This window comes from Domibacillus sp. F004 (assembly GCF_057814295.1).
The window spans coordinates 71,657-91,260 of record NZ_JBVATB010000007.1 but is presented as its reverse complement, the minus strand read 5'-3'; the positions used below and the strand labels follow the sequence as shown (position 1 = coordinate 91,260).

The window sequence follows — 19,604 nt, the reverse complement described above, 5'->3', positions numbered from 1 at the left end:
TAGATTATAATATCCACAAGGAAAGAGGTTTATACAATGCTTCACATAAAACATTTTTTCATGGCTTTAGTAATCGTTTGATAATAAACGAAAGATACTGTTCTTCTTCTTGAAAGCGAAAAACAGGATAACGCAAGTCGTGTAATGGAACTCTGCTAATGATGCACTGAATGGCTTCAAGCTCAAGAAGCGGCAAGTCCTCTTCCGCACGGATCAGCACCACTTTCGGATACCATTCTTTTTTAAATCCTTCCACTAAAATTAAATCGACCGGAAACGTATTGTACACGGCAAGAATATCATCAAGCGGCCAGCTGTCACGTTGAATATTTAGCTGCAGCAATCCGTTCCCTTCGACACCGGCGATCATTGCACCAGCCTGCTGATGGCGCGTACTGTCTTTCATATCAGGTGAGCCACCATGGCCATGATGTTTAATGGATGCAACACGCAAGCCATTTTCAGCAGCACGGGCAATAAGTTTTGTCATTAATGTCGTTTTGCCGCTGTTTTGATAGCCAACAACTTGTAATACATTTTTCATCTAAAGCCCCCAGCGTTATAATGAAATAAGGAGTGTGATACGATGGCTATAGCAGGTATTGTGCTCGCCGGCGGACGATCTTCCCGCTATGGCAAGCCAAAAATGTTTGAACTGTACAACAGAAAACCATTTTATCAATACAGCATCGATGCGCTAAAAGAAAACAATTTGGCACCTATTATTATTTCCACGAATGACATGCTGGCTCCGCATTTTGATGCTGCCCATATCACATTGTCAATAGAAAAAAAATACCATCAAGGTCCTCTTTTTGCGCTTCATCATGTAATGAAACGTTTTCCCGATCCGGATTGGTTTTTTGTTTTGTCGTCAGATATACCATTTGTGACAAGTGATTTTGTCAAGCAAATGATTGCTTTTACAAAAAACAGTGATTATAAAGCGGTTGTACCTGTTCAACAAGAAAAGTTCCACCCGCTTTTAGCGCTCTATCATCGGGATTGCCTAGAACCCGCTGATCATCTTCTGAAACAAAACGAGCAAAGTATGGCCGCACTATTGAATAAGGTACTGTACAAAACAATCGCTTTTAACAAAGAAGAACCTTCTTTTATTAATATTAATAGCCCTTCAGATTTCGAGAACTTCAAGAAAGTATAATTGTTTTACTTTTTAGTCGTTTCAAACAATATTGTTGATCATAAAAACGATTTTTGGCTCATTTCGTCTGATATCTTAATTTGTGTTCCCTAACAGAGCCGATTTCTTAAAGCTGCTATTGCATCGGCGGTTCGTTATGAATCGCTTTCCACCATAATTCTTTCCTCGCCTGTGTAAACATTGAACGAGTGATTCCGAATAAAGCCAACCGTTGTCATGCCAAGCTCTTCCGCCAAGGTAAGCGCGAGTTCAGTCGGGGCCGATTTTGATAAGACGATTTCACAGCCGATCTTCGCCACTTTCAACAAAATTTCCGAAGAAACTCTGCCGCTGAACACAAGTATTTTATTTGTCATAGATATGTCATTCTTTAAACAGTATCCGTAAATTTTATCGAGAGCGTTATGCCTTCCAATATCCATTCTAGATAAAAGTAATCCATCTTTATCGCATAATGCCGCATTATGAACGCCTCCTGTCTGCTGAAACATAACCGCTGATTCCTGCATATCCTTCATCAGGCGAAAGCAATCTTCTGGCGAAACTTTTACACGAATACCGTTCATTTTTTTCGCTGTCAACGCGTCATTCACAAACACAAACCCTTGACGGCTTCCCCCGCAGCATGACGTAATATACCGTTTATTTTGAAATTTTTCATAGTATGGATTCGGCTTATCTGTTTTCACATGCACAAACCCTTTATCCTTCTGTACCCATATCTCTTTAATATCTTCATATCTTCGGATAATTCCCTCAGATGCCAAGTACCCAATCGCCATGTCTTCAACGTATTCCGGCGTGCAAACCATGGTCACGAATTCTTGTCCATTTATTTTAATCGTCACTGGAAACTCCGTCACAATCGTGTCTTCTTGCCTTGTCACTTTTCCATTTGAAAAGTGCAGTATATCCCGCTTTATTTCCACGCGACTCAACATAAATCCTCCTCTCTGCATTGATTTCTTTTGTTCTATACAATTATTGCGTCCATAAAAAAACCCTTCTTAGAAAACGATAAAGATCTTTCTTTTATCTGTCTACTAGAAGGGATTTATACCGTCGTTTACAAACTGCTTACATATTGAAAAAAACGGATTGTATAAACTTCTTTTTCATGTCAACAATGGCTCCACAGAAACTGCACATACTTTAAATCCTGGCATTTTACATATTGGATCAAGTTCTTCATTCGTTAGTTTATTAACATTTTGAATGCCGCTCCAATGCATCGGAACAAAAACGGTATCTTCCCGAATCGATGTGGTCAGTTTACTGCGAACGACAATCTCACCGCGCCTAGATTTTACTTTGACAAGCGCCTCATCACGTATATTCATCTTTCGCGCTGTTTTCGGATGAATCTCAATAAATGATTCAAACTGACGAGCCTCTAGAGTGGGACTTATGCGTGTCTGCACACCTGTTAAATAATGACTTAGTACACGCCCCGTTGTTAAATAAAGTGAGAACTCTTCGCTTGTCTGCTCTTTCGGGAAATGATTATCTACTGGAACAAGCACTGCTTTTCCGTCCGAATGAGCAAATGATGTTTCGAATAATCGTTTTTCACCCGGATGGTCGATCGATGAGCAGGGCCAATAGACACCTTCTTCTTTTCTCAGCCGGTCGTACGTAATGCCAGAATAGTCAGCTCGCCCACCCTTGCTCGCTACTCGAAGCTCCTCAAAAATATGTTCCGCGCTAGAATAAGTAAAATAGGATCCTTTCCCGAGCAACTCTGCAATACCACTGAGCACTTCCCAGTCTTGTTTTACCAAGCCTGGTACTGCACGCGCCGCTTCCCGCAGCAAGACACGGCCTTCTAAATTTGTCAATGTGCCCTCATTTTCCAAGTAAGAAGACGTTGGCAAAATAACATCCGCCATTTGCGCCGTTTCAGACATCAGCATATCTGCGACGACAAGAAAATCAAGCTTGCGCATTCCCTCTTCAACGAACTGCGCATTTGGGTTGGAGACAATCGGGTTCGATCCCATTAAAAACAGTGTGCGTATTTCCTGTTCATGTACTTTTTCCATCATCTCATAAGCGGAAACACCTTTGCCTGGCAGATCATTCGGTTTGACTCCCCACACACTAGCTATATATGCACGGTCTTCTGGGTTTTCAATTGAGCGATAGCCGGGGAGCTGATCTGCTTTTTGACCGTGCTCCCGTCCACCCTGGCCATTCGCCTGTCCGGTCACTGCTCCATACCCGCTGCCGGTTTTGCCGATTTTTCCTGTGACCAGCAAAATATTAATAAAATTGCGGACCGCCATGTACCCATCTGTTTGCTGCTCAACTCCTCTTGCTGTCAAAATCATGCCTGAAGCTGCTTTACCAAACCGTATGCCCGCTTCTTTAATATCCTCTGCCGAAACACCTGTAATAGAAGCTATCTCAGCAAGATCTAATGTATCGATATGGGCTTTTACTTTTTCAAATCCATTTGTCCGTTTTTCCAGAAAAAGTTCATCCGCATAGCCGCCGTCAATGATAACTTTAAGCAATCCATTCGCAAGTGCTGCATCCATGCCTGGCTTCACTTTTAAATGAATGTCTGCCAGTTCGGCTGTCAACGTATTGCGCGGATCGATGACGATGATATAGGCCCCGTTTTTTTTTGCATCTGTAAAATACGGCATTAATGTCGGTTGACACTCGGCAATATTTGTACCGGCTAAAATAAGACAGTCTGACTTTCTGACTTCTGGCAATGGATTAGTCAAACCGCGATCAATGCCAAATGCTTTATTGCCGGCTGTTGCCGCTGCCGACATGCAAAACCGGCCATTATAATCAATGTATTTCGTCTGCAAGGCAACACGAGCAAACTTGCCGAGCAAATAAGAAGTTTCATTCGTCAACGAGCCGCCGCCGTATACACCTATGGCATCGCGACCAAACTCCTGTTGAGTATGGAAGAACTTGGACACAATAAGAGCATACGCCTCTTCCCATGCAGCCGGCATAAATACACCATCTTTTTTTATAAGCGGTGTTGTGATTCGCTCGCCGCTCAATGCGTGCTGATAAGCATTCATTCCTTTTATACAAAGACGTCCTTCTGATGCCGCATTTTTCTTTGGCAGCACCTTATACGTTTTCAGACCAGATTCTTTTTTTTCAATGACCTGCATTTTGCATTGTACGCTGCAAAATGGACATTGCGTCTCCATGACTGTTTCCATTCTTTTCACCCGCCTTGTAACATGGCATCCGCCTGTTGAAATTTTTTTATTCTTCTTTCTATTTTCCGCTTCAATACTTCTTCACGAATGAAGACAATGCTCATTCTCTCGATCCATATAGATAATGGTTCCAAGTAAAATGCAGTTTCCCGGTAATATTCCAGCAATGCTGCCGTCATTAAGATCACTTCCTCGTCTGTCATTGTTGCGTAAAACCGTTCACCACTCACATACAATTCCCAGCCGCCCGGTGCACCAATTAATCCGATATCTCCCTTAAGCGAATGTGCTTCATCAAGGGGACTTGCGGATACGCCAATTGTCACACTTGCCGGTACCGTAATGGTTTCCAGTTCTCGTTCAAGCGACATGCCTACCTGAACAGAATCTTGTATAGCCTCTTCTGCATATTGAATACCAGCGCACGTACCTACTGCATGAATTTCTTTTCCGTAAAGCGGGCGGGCTGCATTCAATTCTGCCCGAATCGCAACCGCATCTTCTTTCTTCATGGTGTATAACTCCATTCTTGGACCGGCCGCAAGTTTTACAAGAGGAATCGCGTATTTCTCAACGACATTAGCAATTTTTCTCAGTTGATCTGCTCCCGTCACCCCACCATACATACGCGGTGCTATAACGTATGCCCCGTCTGTCTGACGCTCTTCTATAGCACCTTCTGTTAGGGACTGGCTGTGAACGCCCATATAATACTGAAGAGCCGGGCGACATATTACACATCCATCTTTATTATTCCAACCAAGCCGATTCATGACTTGTGACTGTGAATCCCCCGGATACAGCTGAATGACTTTTAGTAAGCTGCTATGATCCGCATCCGTACAGGCGCAAATTGCTTCTTTCTCTTTTTCTTCTCCTACACCATTTTGCTGTACATAATTAAGAATGCCTGTCACAATCGGCTGGCAGCCTCCACACGAGCTAGACGCTTTCGTGCATTCTTTAATTTCATCGACACTTTGTAAACCCAGTTCACATATAGCATTGACGATCGATCCTTTTGACACACCATTGCATGCACAGACCATATCCTGATTGGCCATCGATGCAATTCGCACATCGCCGTTTTCCGAGGAGCCCTCCCCGCTTTTCATTTCTTTTTCAAGAACGGCATAATCTGTTTTCTTTTGAATCATGTCAAATAATTTTGTGCCTTCTTGAATGTCACCAAATAAAACGGCCCCGACGATTTTGTTATCACGCACGACAATTTTTTTATACGTATTACGAATGCCATCATACCAATTTAGCGACTGTGTGTTATCACACTCCATGAATTCGCCGGCTGAAAAAACATTAACACCCGATACCTTTAACTTTGTCGATAAAATAGTCCCCTGGTAACCCCTTGTTTCCATTCCGCATAAATGGGCCGCCAATATTTTTCCTTGTTCATATAGGGGCGCGACTAGTCCGTACACAAGACCGCGATGTTCCGCACATTCACCGACAGCATATACATTCGGCACATTGGTCTTCATATAATCGTCAACGACAATTGCGCGGTTCGTTTTAATTGCGGTTCCCGAAACGAGTTCTATATTCGGACGGACACCGACTGCCATCACAATTAAATCGGCTTCGCGGTGGCTTCCATCTTTAAAACTCAGTCCTTTCACCCGTTTATGCCCGGTAATTTCGGCTGAGTGCTTTTGAAGAAGAAAGTTCATTCCTTGTTTCTCAAGCGCCTTTTGTAACATATTAGCAGCTGTCTGATCCAACTGACGGTTCATAATGTAGTCCCCAATATGAACGACATCAACTTTCATGCCAAGATTCAGCAGTCCTCTTGCTGCTTCAAGTCCAAGAAGCCCACCGCCAATTACAATAGCCTTTTTATGTTTTTTAGATAATTCGATCATTTTTTCGCAATCATTAATATTACGAAAAGCAGTCACGCCTTCTTTTTTTGCGCCTGGAAGCGGAAGCGTAAATGGAAGCGATCCTGTCGCCAAAATTAATTCGTCATACTCTACTGTTCGTTTTGCCGTTATGACCCTTTTTTGCTCCGTATCCAAATTTACAACTGACTCATCTGTAAAAAGCGTAATGTTATTTTCTTCATACCAGTTCCAATCATTCAATGTAATGCTTTCAACAGATGTATCTCCTTGCAGTACTTTGGACAGTAAAATCCGATTATAATTCGGATGAGGTTCTTTTCCGAAAATCGTTATATGGAAAGAGGATGAATTAATCTTTACTATTTCTTCGACGCATCGCACGCCAGCCATGCCGTTTCCAATCACGACTATTTTTCGTTTATTCATATAGAGGGCCCCTCCTTTTTTATTTAGCTTTTAAAGTAGGGTTCCAGTACGCTTCATTTCCTGTAAATGACTCTGCCATATTGTTTGCAGCTGTTTTGTCTGCATTACCTTTCGTGAAAAGGCTCAAGAAAAAAGAAAAGATTATCATATTGTCCATTCCCCTCTTTATTTTTATATGTCATCTTATTTAACACAATATGGAATAAAAAGAAGAAAGTCAATTTCATTTTCACTATTTTCCGAAAAACAGTGTTAGATTTTCTTACATCATAATAGCGATTAACTTTTTACAATCGTATACTTATGTTACGGAACCATTACTTTTAAAGAGGGAGAGAGACAGATGAAATTATCAGAATTCAAAAAAAGCGGCCATACGCCTTCCTTACTCGCTTCATTTTTATACTTTGATATTAGCTTCATGATCTGGGTATTGCTAGGGGCACTCGGTGTGTACATTACACAAGACTTCGGACTATCTCCAGCTGAGAAGGGATTACTCGTCGCTATCCCTATCCTCGCCGGCTCTTTCTTTCGATTAATACTCGGTGTATTAACAGATCGGGTCGGTCCGCGCAAAACAGCTATTGGCGGAATGATTGTCACGATGATTCCTCTTTTCTGGGGTTGGTTATTTGGAAATACAATGACAGAGCTTTATTTCATCGGTATATTACTTGGCGTTGCCGGTGCCAGTTTCTCTGTTGCCCTGCCAATGGCCAGCCGCTGGTATCCCCCACATCTGCAAGGTCTTGCGATGGGAATTGCCGGTGCAGGGAATAGCGGAACGGTTTTTGCGACATTGTTTGGGCCGCGTCTTGCGGAACATGTCGGCTGGCATGGCGTGTTGGGAGTTGCCCTTATCCCGCTCAGCCTCGTCTTTATCACGTACGTTCTCATTGCAAGGGATGCACCATCTCAACCACCTGCGCAGCCATTGATCAATTATCTTAACATCCTTAAAATGAAAGACACATGGTATTTCTGTTTGCTGTACAGTGTCACATTCGGCGGCTTTGTCGGCCTGACAAGCTTCTTAAGTATTTTCTTCGTTGATCAATACGCACTGTCCAGTGTAAGAGCAGGAGACTTTGTCACATTATGCGTTATCGCCGGAAGTTGCTTCCGTCCCGTTGGCGGAATGATCGCAGATAAAATTGGCGGCGCTAGGCTGCTCAGCTTTTTGTTTACCGGGGTTGCTCTAAGTATGTTTGGTGTCAGTTTACTTCCATCTCTCACAATCGTAACAGCTTTGTTGTTTTTTGGTATGATGTGTCTTGGGATGGGGAATGGCGCCGTATTCCAGTTAGTACCACGGCGTTTTCAGAAAGAAATCGGTGTTATCACCGGGGCTGTTGGTGCAGCAGGTGGAGTTGGCGGGTTTTTCATCCCAAACATTCTTGGCACATTAAAACAAGTAACCGGCACATACGCGGCAGGCTTTACTGTCTATGCGATTATCGGTATTGCCGCACTCATTCTATTGGCCATTGCACAAGTTTCATGGCGCAAATCATGGGCAATGAAAGAAAACTCGGTAATACAAGATTAAAAGAGCGAACTTACTTGAAAAATTCAAGATTTGAGTCAGCTCTTTTTTTGCTATTTTTTTACGACCATGATATTTGTCCGTTGCGGGAAGGACACGACTTGCATCTAATACAAGTATCTAAACGTCTTGGAGGTGAATGTAGAATGAATCGTCATCGTCATGTTCGACCTATCGTTTGTCCACCACAATGTGTAGTACGCGATTATTACACAACTCGCGAGGTCCCAGTTATTCACCCGATCATAAATGTCAATCGCCAACATATTGTTAATGTCCCGCGTCATATTTATCAACCTATGACACGAAATGAAGTCGTAGATCCTGGTTATATGAATCCATCATGCGGCAGAGGCCCTGGTAATATCAGTCCATCACGCGGCATGGAGCCTGGTTATACGAATCCACCACGCGGCATGCAGCCTGGTTATACGAATCCACCACGCGGCATGCAGCCTAGTTATACGAATCCACCACGCGGCATGGAGCCTAGTTATACGAATCCACCACGCGGCATGGAGCCTAGTTATACGAATCCACCACGCGGCGGCTGTCACCGCTGCCATTAATAAAGTAGAAAACCGTGGCACATTGCTCTCTTCTTTTTCAACGAAAGCCTATATTTCAAATGGAAATATAGGCTTTTCCATTCCTCTTTCACCAAATTAATATTTTAAAATAAAAAAAGAGTTTTCTTTTCCTTTTAAAATAAGTATCCTCTTTAATACTAAAAAAACAGTCATCATACCATTATTTATTTTCATTGCTTATTATATGTATATTAAAGATCTTTATTATCTTTAATTAAAAAATTAATGAGCCTCTGTTTGCATCACTTCAAGAATATTTGGCTCCATCTTTTTTATTAAGTCTGAAATATTTTGCTTCTGTAAATAGTTATTCATCTTCTTCTCCGCTTTTTCCATCACTTTCTGTATTAAACAGGCATTGTTCAAATGAAAGTCATTGTCTAAATGGCATGTAAATAACGATGCAGAACCTTCAACGGCTTGAATTACATCAAAAAATGAAATGTTTTTTGCGCTTTTCAACAAACGATAGCCGCCATTGACACCTGGTGTCGATTCAACAAATCCTGCTTTAACAAGCTTTGTCAAAATTTTTGATAAATAAGTCGGTGAAACACGCTGTGCTTCTGCCAAAGGACGAACACCAATCGTTTTTCCCGTTGGCACAACGGCTAAACAAACCATTGTATGCAGCGCATAATTTGTCGCATTTGAATATTTCATTTGAGCACCTCTTTATTAAAGACTACTAGGGTCTATAATAGCTTTATTTAAAAATCGTCCCACTTGTAGTATCTTGATATAATTTATAATTCACCTTTTCAACATTTTTTTATTAATAAAGAACCTCATATAAAACTTGTTCATTTTAACTACTCCTTATATAAAGCCCTACCAAAGAACTGGTTTTGCGACCATAAACCATAACATAATCATAAGTAAGGCAATATATATCCAAACAGAACGATGCAGCTTACTTATTAACTTATCTTGACTTATTTTCTGTGCGTGAAACTTGCAAATAACTGGAGAAAACGCGCGTGCTAAGAAAAACACCGAGCTTACCATAACTGCAATCGTTGCAACGATCCACGATGTTGACCACGTCCACGCACTTTTCCAGATAAGCAAAACACCCGTCGTCACGAGTACATGACCAGCATGTTTCACGAGACGGACGGTTGATTTGAATAAAGACAAATACGCAAGCAGCCCTCTTTGATCCGCTGCACGCATTTTTGGAATTATTGGCACAAGCACAAAGAACGGGCCAATAGATAAGACTGCACTAAAAATGTGCAAATATAATATGACTTGATAAATCGTATTCACCCTTTACATAAAATCAATTCTGAACAGCACGGAATTCATGCACCCATACACGCATTTGCGGAAGCCACGGCATATTTGGATGATACGATAAAATTGAATTTTTATAGTCCTCAACCGTTGCATAGCCTTCCTGCTTAGCATGCTCATCCGTTAATTCACCAAGTGCTTGTGAATAAACACGCTCCACTACGAAATCATGGCCATCAAGCGTCATTACTTCACCAACATCTGCATAGCGGCCATTGCGGCGCGTAGCTGTTTTTTCGCCATTCAATACTTTCTTAACATCCTCTTCCACTGTTACTAAACGCTCAATCGTGCACGTTTTAGGGGGTAAAACTACATTTTCATGTTCTTTCGTCATCTTAAAACCACCTTTTTTGTATTGTTATAGGCTTCCACTTTACCATATTCTATTTTTTCATAGTATCCCCTTCTTTAAAATTGCCGGGCATTCTTCTTAAAAAAGAAAGCGTTCATTCTTTTCTTTATAACTTAGAAAAGCCGCGCTGTTCTTTTTTTAACATAGTAGGCCAGAAGAAAGAGAGCCAGTGGCAAAAGGAAAGATGCTTTAAACCAGCCCTCTGCACCACCAATATATACAGAAAGTACGGGTAGTAAAAGAGCTATTCCACTCCAAACGAATGCTCTCCACGATTTTTTCCATAACGCCCATATAAATAAAAGCAAGGCCGCTCCAATTAACCCCCACAAAACAAGGCCGACCAAGAAGAAAGCCATTTTTTCTCCCCCTTTGTCTACTTGTTGCTATTGATCAACTGCCTTAATTTTTGATTTCTGATCCCCTGCTCTTCCTTAGAAGCTAGGTCATATTTTTTAAATAAATGAAATAGCTCATTTAACGCTTTCTGTGAATGCTCTTTCTTTAATAATGACTCCAACTCTTCATATAGAGCTGCCGGTAAAAAGTCATGCTGGCTTTCAAACTTTTTTATTACATCCTTTTGTGAATGATCAATACTGCATTGTCCCATTTGGCTATTGCTCCTCATTAACATTATTTTAATATTTCTTTTTCCTGAATTAAACACGTATTGAATTCACTGGTCTTTTTTTTCAGCAACCATGTAAGCTTGCTTCGGGTGATTTAACTGGTCTGGATATTTTAGTCCTATCTTTCCTTTACTTAATAACTTGGCTAAATAATTATTTCTTAACCCATCAGGCGTTCTCTCTAAGAAATGTGCCAGCTCCTTTAACATTAACGGCTTTTGAGCGCAAAGTCTGACGATAATCTCTTCCATCGTACTTGGCTGCAAACGTCTTTTCCTTCTGGCGAGTTCTGAAATCTCCCATAGTACTTCCTCGACTTCCTTTAATGATGAGAGATCTTTTGCTTTTCCTTGTTGTTTATCTATCGAATTACTTGCCGCTCTATCTGTGTTTTCATGATTGGTTACGTGTACTTCACTATTATCGGACTTCAGAGTATGAATAAATGAATCTTCCTCTTTATTAACGGAGTTTACAACCCTATTATCGGACTCAATATCATTTATACTGTTAATACAGGAGCTCGTTTCCTTATTTATGGAGTATTCACCTTTATTGACGGAGTAATCTTCTATATTAGCAGAGCTATCATCCTTAATATAGGAGCTTTCTTCTCTATTAACGGAGTTTACTCCGTTATTCATGGAGTCTTCCGTATGCTGGAATTGCTTCGTTACGGGTTCTTCGTCTTCCTGAAAGATAAAAAGATCGCTTTCATCTATTTCATCTAGTTGTTCTTCTTTCTCTAACGAATTTAGTTTTACATGTAACGTAAGAATGGTTCTTTCCGGCTCTGGTGCTTGAATTATATCTAAAGTTTCCCCTCTATCCTTTTCCCATGCTGTTTTAATACTTTTCAACCCTGAACCGGTCCTCCTACATAATCCTATTAAAATAAACATTTTAAAAAGATTGGGGTTGCGAAGATTGCTCATATTGCCTTCTAACGCTTGTTCTATTGATATGCGAAAAAGACCAGGATTTGAAAACCGAAATAAATCTTTTTCTTTTTCAATGACAACTCCGCCGCCTCCATAATAATCTGAATGAACTAATGCATTGATCAGTGCTTCATGTAAGCAAGACAGCTCAGTCTTCTCAACAGACTGATCAAAACGATTATTTTCATCTAAAATAGGATAATCAGCAGCTAGATCCGCACGGGCTTTAAAGTAAAAATCAAAAACATTCCCTGACCACGTTCCATCTTGTGAAGTAAAGCGTTTGGACCAATTCCCTTTTTCGGTCCCTTGTAAGCTTTCTCTATATTCAAGAAAATATTGCGGCAAAACCTCCGTAATAATCCGTTCCTCACTGAACATCAATAGTCCGGCAATAGTTAAGCCTTCCTTACTCGTATTTCGTACCTTTCCCCATGCACCGATTTTATACAAAAACTCTTTTGTTTCAAGCCCATTCCATGGATGATTTGGTGTAATAGCTGAAAACTTATATCGGTAATTTTTAATGGATTCGAAATTAAGTTCATTTATTCCGTAGTGTTCTAAGATTAAGTTATCCTGTGGAGCGGATGAATAATCAGGTGGATGATTTATATTTTTATTCAAGTTCAATCTCCCTCTTATCCTCTATTTGTTCCTTCTTTATTTTATTTTATCACCTTTTACTTAGACCTACTCTCCTCTCGATAACTTATCGACTTTTTTCATTGTACAAAAAGCTCATTTAGACGACTCAACTCAATACAAAACTATTTTAATATAAAAATCCAAGCGGAACACTTTTACAAAAACAACCTTATTATTTTTGTGCGATTCCACCAAAAAAACTATTTTAAAATAGTTATTAAAATAGTTCCAATTTGTAACCAATTGAATAACACATAGGGAAAACGGATACTCTTTTCCTATGTGTTTATTATGTTACATATTTAGTTCACTGATATACTTATATTCACTAAGTCGAAAAATACCACAACAAAATGTACCTTATTGCAAAAGAAAAAAGAAGCTAAATGGGGTCTTAGCTTCTTTTTTCTTTCGCTGTTTTCGCGCTGCACGTTTTTATTAAGTTATTGAACGCGGGCTTTTTTAATTTGTTTGCTTCTTAGTTGTCCACAGGCAGCATCTATATCCGTTCCATGTTCTTGACGAACAACACAGTTAATGCCTTTCTTTTTCAATGTATCATAAAAGGCCATCACCGATTCCGGACTGCTTCTTTGATATTGGCTATGTTCATCAACCGGATTATAAGGGATTAAGTTAACGTACTGCCGCTTTTCTCCAATCAATTCGGCGAGTTGAAGGGCGTCTTCCTTATGATCATTTACATCCTTCAATAAAATATATTCAAATGTAATTCTCCGGTTCGTTTTTTCTAAATAATAGTCAACAGCCTTCATTAATTTTTCTATCGGAATAGCACGGTTTATTTTCATAATCTGCGTTCGAAGTTCATCATTTGGCGCATGCAATGATATAGCTAAGTTTACGGGTAACTTTGTATCCGTGAACTCATAAATTTTATCTGCAAGCCCGCTCGTTGACACGGTTATGTGCCTTGCGGCGATTTCAAGCCCTTTTTGATCAATAATCACTCGTATGAAGTTAATAAGGTTGTCAAAGTTATCAAAAGGTTCACCAATTCCCATAACCACAACATGACTTACTTTTTCACCTTGATTCGCTTTATCCAAATGATGCTGCACATTCATAATCTGTTCTACGATTTCCCCACTGGATAAATCACGTGTTTTCGCTAATAGTCCACTCGCGCAAAAACTGCAGCCAATGTTACAGCCGACTTGCGTTGTAACACAAACGGATAAACCAAATTTATGTCTCATCAATACCGTTTCAATCAAATTGCCATCTTGTAACCTGAACAAAAATTTAACCGTTCCATCTGCAGATTCCTGCTTAATATGCTCATTTAATGTTTGAATGACAAAGTGATCAGCTAATAACTGAACACACTCTTGATTGACATCAATCATGTCAGAGAAGCTTGTTATCCGCTTCCTATATAGCCAATCCCAAACTTGAGATGCACGAAACTTTTTATGCCCATATCCCATAAGCCATTCTTCTAGTTGATCAAAAGTCAACCCGTAAATGGATTCTTTCTTCATTTGTAACCCTCTCTTCAAAGCTCTAAAATTTAACCCTATTCTACGCTACTGCTGCCTAAACAAGCAACCCGTTTATTATCGTTCCAATTTCTCCAAAAAGCAAGGTTAGACAGACTGACGCTGCCTAACCTTCATTTTTATCGCAGATTAACGGCCAATAAAACCCCTACTTCAAGACTTAAGGGAATCGATGGAGGATAAGTGGGGGATAAACTGCCCGTAAAGGCCCGATTGGTTCGGGCCAGGCTGAGCTTGGTCACTCAGGTATTGCCACAGGACGCGGCGCTCTTTACCTGAGTTCCTCAAATCAGTGGGGCTAGTAGAACGCAGACTAAGATCGTCACGTCCTGTGACAACGTCTGCATGACCCACATCCTGCAGGCCTAACCCCCCACGGATGGAAGTTTCACTTTATACGTATCTTCACTTTATCATATTTTTTCCGTTTTAGTGTGCTTCTGAAAGTGGGAGTAACATGGTGGATTTAGAGCCCGGTATTGATTTTACCGAATCGATAAAATGGGCTCCTTCTTTTTCAAAAAGAAAAATGGACTTATATTCCTAATATCATTAAAGCCACAAAAAATACTTTCAGTGGATTAATGGTCTCTCTCCAAAAAAGCATCCCATTTACTACTGTTCCCACCGTTCCCAATCCAGTAAAAATGGCGTAACCAGTTCCTAAGGGAATTGAATGTAAAGCTTTTGAAAGCAAAAAGAAACTAAAGATTATAATAACTACCGTTGCTATACTAGGTATCATTTTGGTGAATCCGTGTGAATATTTAAGACCAATCACCCAGACAATTTCCAAAATTCCTGCCATTATGATATAGAACCATGCCATTTTATCGCTCTCTCCTTCGTCATTGACACTTATTTTTGAACCACGAAGTTCTCCATATATCGATAAATCGCATAAGCTACCCCATTCTCATCATTTTTAAGGGTTGTCGTTGTACAAACAGCTTTTATGACATCTTTCGCATTTCCCATCGCTACGCTGTATCCAACTTTCTGGAACATGGATAAATCATTGTTGCTGTCCCCGATTGCCATAGCCTGATCTAAGGAGCTATTCATCATGAAAGCCAATTTTTCAAGGGCCGTTCCTTTTGAAGCTCTTTTACTAGTAACTTCAATGTTATGATCAGCAGATGAAACAACCATCAACTCATCAAATTTTTTGAAATGGTTCCATACTTCCTCTAATTTCTTTTTATCAAACGAACATGCTAAAATATTATAAAACTCTTCCTCCTGTTTTAAGATATCATGATAGTTTTCAACTAAAACATATCCAAACTGATCAAATTGTCTTTCCGCTACTTCAACTAATTCTTTCATATCTGTATCCAAATCTGCGCTTTTCAAACTTTGAATCTCATTATAGAAATGTTCTCTTCCCTTTTTAAGAGTATAAATGGCTTTATCAGTAAACACTTCGTAATAATAATTCCGTTCATCTAACCATTGGAGAATAGATTCGACACGATCTTTAGTTATCGTAATAGAAGAAATGCACGTTCCGCTTTTTGAATGAATGGTTGCGCCATTTGTCCCGATTACAAATGGGGAAATCCCGGCTTTTCCACAAATTTTTTGAACGTCAAAATAAGCCCGTCCTGTTGAAATAACTACTTCAAAGCCTCTATCTTGGGCATATTGAATCGCCTTTATATTTTCTTCACTAATTTCATTCTGGTCGTTTAATAATGTTCCATCTAAATCTATCGCAATGAAACTCATGCTATATAGCTCCTTTTCTCATTCTATCTATTAAATTTTCTTTCTAGCTTTTTTTACCTGCTATCAATAAAAATCCAATCAAAAAAGAGAGAGAACTCCCTCTTCCGTCTCGATATGTCCTTTTATGGATTGACTATGCTTGAATCCAATTGATTTCCTCTAATTTTGAATGATTTCTCCATTCCTCTGGAAATGGTTGCTCGCAGACAATCACATCGACTTTTTCTAGAGGACAAACTTTACAAAATGTATCGACACCCATTTTGGAGTAATCCGTTAGCATGATAACTTGCTTTGATACCTCGACCATCTTGCGTGAAACTAATGTTTCATGTAGATGATAATTACTAACCCCATTTTGAATAGAAACACCGCCAGCTGAAATGAACGCTTTATCAATATTAAATTGATTTAACATTTGTTCAGTGAGACCGCCGCATATAGATTGCTGCTTTGGATCAATTTGTCCACCTAGTAATAGAATTTGTCCTGTAAACTTATTTTGATTGAGCGATTCGGTCAACACAGACGACACAGGAAGAGAATTGGTTAAAATAGTAATGTCTTTTTTATTTTCAATACACTGCGCAAATTCAAGCATGGTTGTCCCTACATCAATGACAATCACATCTCCATTAGAAATGAGTTCTACTGCTTTTTTCCCAACCTTAACTTTCGCTTCTCGATTCACCGTTGTACGCTGTGTGAATGGAGGTTCCTCAAATTCAAAGACTGTTTTAATCGCTCCACCGTAAACCCTCTTTAAAAGTTCTTTTTCCTCTAATATCATCAAATCGCGTCGAATTGTTTCCTCTGAAACATTAAATTGATCAACTAATTCCATAACTTTTACTTTTCCCATTTTGTTAAGTTGTTTTAAAATGTCATTCTTTCTTTCTTCTGGCAAAACAGACATATCTCTTCCTCCACGATCATTAATAATTTATAAAATAATGCATTCTTTCTTCGGTACAAGAATATGAACGCGTGCTCCTTGCTCAAATATTTTCCCTCGTTGGTGAAGATAGTCTACATGGAAAGCGGACTCCTCTGTTTCTACTTCATATCTTAAAACATTCCCTGTCATGGAAACATCTTTAATAAACCCTTTAATTCCCCAGTTCTCTTGTAAATCCAAGCTATCCTCACCAACAGAAACTAATTGTAAAACTTCAGGACGAATGGCGACTTCATTCCCTTTTATTTCTGTGCTGCGAACAAGTTTACGGAAAACTTCCATATTACAAACATTATAATTTCCGATAAATTTTGCAACAAATGTATTGACTGGAGAGGTATAAATTTCTGATGGAGAACCGGATTGTACAACATTTCCTTTATTCATGACAAAAATTCGATCAGACATCGTCATTGCTTCTTCCTGATCATGCGTAACAAAAATAGTTGTAATATCTAATTCTTTTTGTATTCTCTTTAATTCTTTTTGCAAACTTTTTCTAATTTTAGCATCCAATGCGCTTAACGGCTCATCCAAAAGAAGTACTTTCGGCTCCATGACAAGCGCACGGGCAAGAGCAACCCTCTGCTGTTGTCCACCAGATAATTGATGAGGATAAGACTCTTCTTTTCCTATTAAATCAACCATATCAATCATCTTTTTCACTCTTGATTTAATATTTTTTACCTTCTTCATTTTAAGGCCGTACGCGATATTATCAAAAACGCTCATATTCGGGAAAAGCGCATAAGACTGAAACACCATACCGACTTCACGCTGACGCGGTGATACATTAGTAATATCTTTTCCATCAATTAAGATTCTTCCTACATCAACGTCTTCAAGCCCTGCAATGGAACGTAATAATGTACTTTTTCCGCATCCGCTTTGCCCAAGAAGTGTAGCAAATTCTCCTTTTTTTAATGTTAAAGAAATATTATTTAAAACGACTTGATTTTCATACCCCTTAGTCACTTGATCGATGGTTACATAGCTCATTAGTTTTCACCTTCTAAAGCAGTATTTTTATGACGGTATTGTTTTTTTAAATATGAAAGAATTCGCTTCTTATTTGACACGCCAGGCTTTTTTTCGTTTCTAAACGTCAGTTTTAATACAGTCCCCGTTAACAGTAAAATCATTGAATAATAAGTAATAACAATTGCACTTGTTAAGTGACCACTGCTGTTTAGTTTGTCGGCAAGATAAATTTGAATGGTTTCAAATCGGCCCCCGACAAGCAAATTGGCAAAAGCAAACTCACTAAATAAAAGAGCGACTGATAATAAGGTAGACACTAAAATACCAGATATAATATTTGGAAATACCACTGTGCGAAACGCCTGGAATTTTGTGGCACCTAGTAATTCAGCTGCATCAACCAACTGTACAGCATTAAGTGTACGAAGACTGTTACGAATACCTTGATACATAAATGGTAAAATGATTATGAAATAAGCACCAATTAAAATCCATGGTGTTCCGGCAATTTGAATCGGCCCATCTGAATATACCTTGATTAATCCAACAGCTCCAACAATGGGAGGAATTCCATAAGGAAGCATGGCTGCTGCTTGAAGCAATCCTTCCCATTTACTGAAATATACTGTAACGATAAAAATAGTCGGAAGCATAATAACAACACTAAGACCTACAGACATGACAATTAAAAACAGCGTTCTTCGAAAAGCATCATAAAACCGTTCATCTTGAAACAATTCAATATACCATTTCATTGTATAACTCTCAGGTAAAATGGTATGATCCCATTTACCAGCAATCGAGAATAATAATGTTCCTACAAGCGGAATTAATAAATACATAACTAGTAATCCAACCATCACTTTATGAAAAGTCAATGAAGATTTCATCGTAAATCCCTCCTAATGCGACGCATCATTCGTTCATTGAACCACATCGCCCCTATCATGGTCGCTGCTAGAAGAACTCCCATCGCACTACCTAGCTGCGGCTTTAATGCAACGTCACTAGCAACTAGAGAGGCAATTTGCAATGACAATAAGTTATAGTTGCTACCGACCAATGCATAGGCTGTAGCGTAAGCTCCCATCGCATTAGCAAACAAAATACTGAATGTACCTACAATACTAGGTAAAAGAACTGGAATCCCAATGTGAAACCAAAATGATAATGTTGAACCTCCTAATAATGAAGAGGCTTCTTTCCATTGTTTCTTAATTCCTTGATAAGACGGGTAGATGAGCATAACAGCAAGCGGAATTTGAAAATAAATATAAACAAGAATGAGACCTGTCCATGAATATAAATTAAAATCTGCAAACACATCCCAACCAATCTTAGAAAAAAGCAACGTAAACAACCCATTGTTTCCAAGTAAAATAATATATGAAAATGAAAGGGGAATCCCCTCAAAGTTCGACGTCATATTGGCAATCATCAATAAACGATTTTGTATTTTTTGTGAGAACTTTGTAAACGAATAAGCTGCAATGACTGCTATAATCACAGAAGTTACAGCAGAAAATAAGGAAATGACAAGGCTATTTTGAATGGCTTGTAAGTAAAATTTACTTTTAAATATGGTGATATATTGATTAATCGTAACTTGAATTCCATCGTCTGCATAAAAACTATTTTTAATCATTGCCACTAATGGTCCTATTTCAAATCCAATCACAAACATAATAAATGGTAGTAAAAGAGCTAATAAATAAATTTTTTGTTTTTTTATTTTTTGCAAGAC

Annotated in this window: 20 protein-coding genes; 3 read left to right on the top strand and 17 right to left on the bottom strand. The window is 39.2% G+C overall.

The window, feature by feature from the left end; translation table 11 throughout:
- Positions 1–58: 58 nt before the first annotated feature.
- Positions 59–544 carry a molybdopterin-guanine dinucleotide biosynthesis protein B gene (gene mobB / locus ACZYRN_RS15960; RefSeq protein ID WP_488912622.1) on the bottom strand — a complete coding sequence of 162 codons (486 nt, stop codon included), beginning with the start codon at positions 542–544 and terminating at the stop codon, positions 59–61.
- A 42-nt stretch (positions 545–586) separates the two neighbouring features.
- Here mobB and ACZYRN_RS15955 point away from each other — a divergent pair, with 42 nt between their 5' ends.
- Positions 587–1,165 (top strand): molybdenum cofactor guanylyltransferase, encoded by a 579-nt coding sequence (locus ACZYRN_RS15955; protein WP_488912621.1) that lies wholly within the window; start codon positions 587–589, stop codon positions 1,163–1,165.
- A gap of 134 nt (positions 1,166–1,299) precedes the next feature.
- Here ACZYRN_RS15955 and fdhD read toward each other — a convergent pair whose 3' ends face one another.
- From fdhD to nirB, 3 genes are all read right to left on the bottom strand, one after another.
- Entirely contained in the window at positions 1,300–2,106 is an 807-nt protein-coding gene (gene fdhD / locus ACZYRN_RS15950) for a formate dehydrogenase accessory sulfurtransferase FdhD (RefSeq protein WP_488912620.1), read from the bottom strand.
- A 174-nt stretch (positions 2,107–2,280) separates the two neighbouring features.
- Positions 2,281–4,362: an assimilatory nitrate reductase catalytic subunit NasC gene (gene nasC, locus ACZYRN_RS15945; protein ID WP_488912619.1), complete on the bottom strand. Its 2,082-nt coding sequence runs from the start codon at positions 4,360–4,362 to the stop codon at positions 2,281–2,283.
- Positions 4,363–4,367: 5 nt separating this feature from the next.
- Positions 4,368–6,653 carry a nitrite reductase large subunit NirB gene (gene nirB, locus ACZYRN_RS15940; protein ID WP_488912618.1) on the bottom strand — a complete coding sequence of 762 codons (2,286 nt, stop codon included), beginning with the start codon at positions 6,651–6,653 and terminating at the stop codon, positions 4,368–4,370.
- Positions 6,654–6,996: 343 nt separating this feature from the next.
- On the opposite strand from nirB, the gene ACZYRN_RS15935 reads away from it, so the two are divergent.
- Positions 6,997–8,205: a nitrate/nitrite transporter gene (locus ACZYRN_RS15935; RefSeq protein WP_488912617.1), complete on the top strand. Its 1,209-nt coding sequence runs from the start codon at positions 6,997–6,999 to the stop codon at positions 8,203–8,205.
- 143 nt (positions 8,206–8,348) lie between these two features.
- Positions 8,349–8,771, top strand: coding sequence for a hypothetical protein (locus ACZYRN_RS15930; RefSeq protein WP_488912616.1), 423 nt, complete (start codon positions 8,349–8,351; stop codon positions 8,769–8,771).
- Positions 8,772–9,014: 243 nt separating this feature from the next.
- Here ACZYRN_RS15930 and ACZYRN_RS15925 read toward each other — a convergent pair whose 3' ends face one another.
- The 13 genes from ACZYRN_RS15925 to ACZYRN_RS15865 all read right to left on the bottom strand — a co-directional run bounded on the left by ACZYRN_RS15925 (position 9,015) and on the right by ACZYRN_RS15865 (position 19,601).
- Positions 9,015–9,455 carry an Rrf2 family transcriptional regulator gene (locus tag ACZYRN_RS15925; protein WP_488912615.1) on the bottom strand — a complete coding sequence of 147 codons (441 nt, stop codon included), beginning with the start codon at positions 9,453–9,455 and terminating at the stop codon, positions 9,015–9,017.
- Positions 9,456–9,623: 168 nt separating this feature from the next.
- Positions 9,624–10,055, bottom strand: coding sequence for a hypothetical protein (locus tag ACZYRN_RS15920; protein ID WP_488912716.1), 432 nt, complete (start codon positions 10,053–10,055; stop codon positions 9,624–9,626).
- Positions 10,056–10,077: 22 nt separating this feature from the next.
- Complete coding sequence (locus ACZYRN_RS15915; RefSeq protein ID WP_488912614.1) at positions 10,078–10,428, bottom strand: ASCH domain-containing protein; 351 nt, start codon at positions 10,426–10,428, stop codon at positions 10,078–10,080.
- Between the two features lie 131 nt (positions 10,429–10,559).
- Positions 10,560–10,805 (bottom strand): hypothetical protein, encoded by a 246-nt coding sequence (locus ACZYRN_RS15910; protein WP_488912613.1) that lies wholly within the window; start codon positions 10,803–10,805, stop codon positions 10,560–10,562.
- Between the two features lie 17 nt (positions 10,806–10,822).
- Positions 10,823–11,059, bottom strand: a complete 237-nt coding sequence (locus tag ACZYRN_RS15905) for a hypothetical protein (RefSeq protein ID WP_488912612.1) — start codon at positions 11,057–11,059, stop codon at positions 10,823–10,825.
- Between the two features lie 66 nt (positions 11,060–11,125).
- Entirely contained in the window at positions 11,126–12,646 is a 1,521-nt protein-coding gene (locus ACZYRN_RS15900; RefSeq protein WP_488912611.1) for a DUF8451 domain-containing protein, read from the bottom strand.
- A 464-nt stretch (positions 12,647–13,110) separates the two neighbouring features.
- Positions 13,111–14,172: a dual-specificity RNA methyltransferase RlmN gene (gene rlmN / locus ACZYRN_RS15895; protein ID WP_488912610.1), complete on the bottom strand. Its 1,062-nt coding sequence runs from the start codon at positions 14,170–14,172 to the stop codon at positions 13,111–13,113.
- 553 nt (positions 14,173–14,725) lie between these two features.
- Entirely contained in the window at positions 14,726–15,019 is a 294-nt protein-coding gene (locus tag ACZYRN_RS15890) for a DMT family transporter (protein ID WP_488912609.1), read from the bottom strand.
- Between the two features lie 29 nt (positions 15,020–15,048).
- The gene (locus tag ACZYRN_RS15885) at positions 15,049–15,921 is read right to left on the bottom strand and encodes a Cof-type HAD-IIB family hydrolase (protein ID WP_488912608.1); all 873 of its coding nucleotides are present in this window, start codon (positions 15,919–15,921) and stop codon (positions 15,049–15,051) included.
- Between the two features lie 133 nt (positions 15,922–16,054).
- Positions 16,055–16,837 carry a DeoR/GlpR family DNA-binding transcription regulator gene (locus tag ACZYRN_RS15880; RefSeq protein ID WP_488912607.1) on the bottom strand — a complete coding sequence of 261 codons (783 nt, stop codon included), beginning with the start codon at positions 16,835–16,837 and terminating at the stop codon, positions 16,055–16,057.
- A 27-nt stretch (positions 16,838–16,864) separates the two neighbouring features.
- Positions 16,865–17,878 (bottom strand): ABC transporter ATP-binding protein, encoded by a 1,014-nt coding sequence (locus ACZYRN_RS15875; RefSeq protein ID WP_488912606.1) that lies wholly within the window; start codon positions 17,876–17,878, stop codon positions 16,865–16,867.
- Positions 17,878–18,750, bottom strand: coding sequence for an ABC transporter permease (locus ACZYRN_RS15870; protein WP_488912605.1), 873 nt, complete (start codon positions 18,748–18,750; stop codon positions 17,878–17,880). The genes ACZYRN_RS15875 and ACZYRN_RS15870 overlap by 1 nt, the downstream gene beginning before the upstream one ends.
- On the bottom strand, positions 18,747–19,601 hold the full coding sequence (locus ACZYRN_RS15865) for an ABC transporter permease (protein WP_488912604.1): 855 nt from the start codon (positions 19,599–19,601) through the stop codon (positions 18,747–18,749). The genes ACZYRN_RS15870 and ACZYRN_RS15865 overlap by 4 nt, the downstream gene beginning before the upstream one ends.
- Positions 19,602–19,604: the final 3 nt, after the last annotated feature.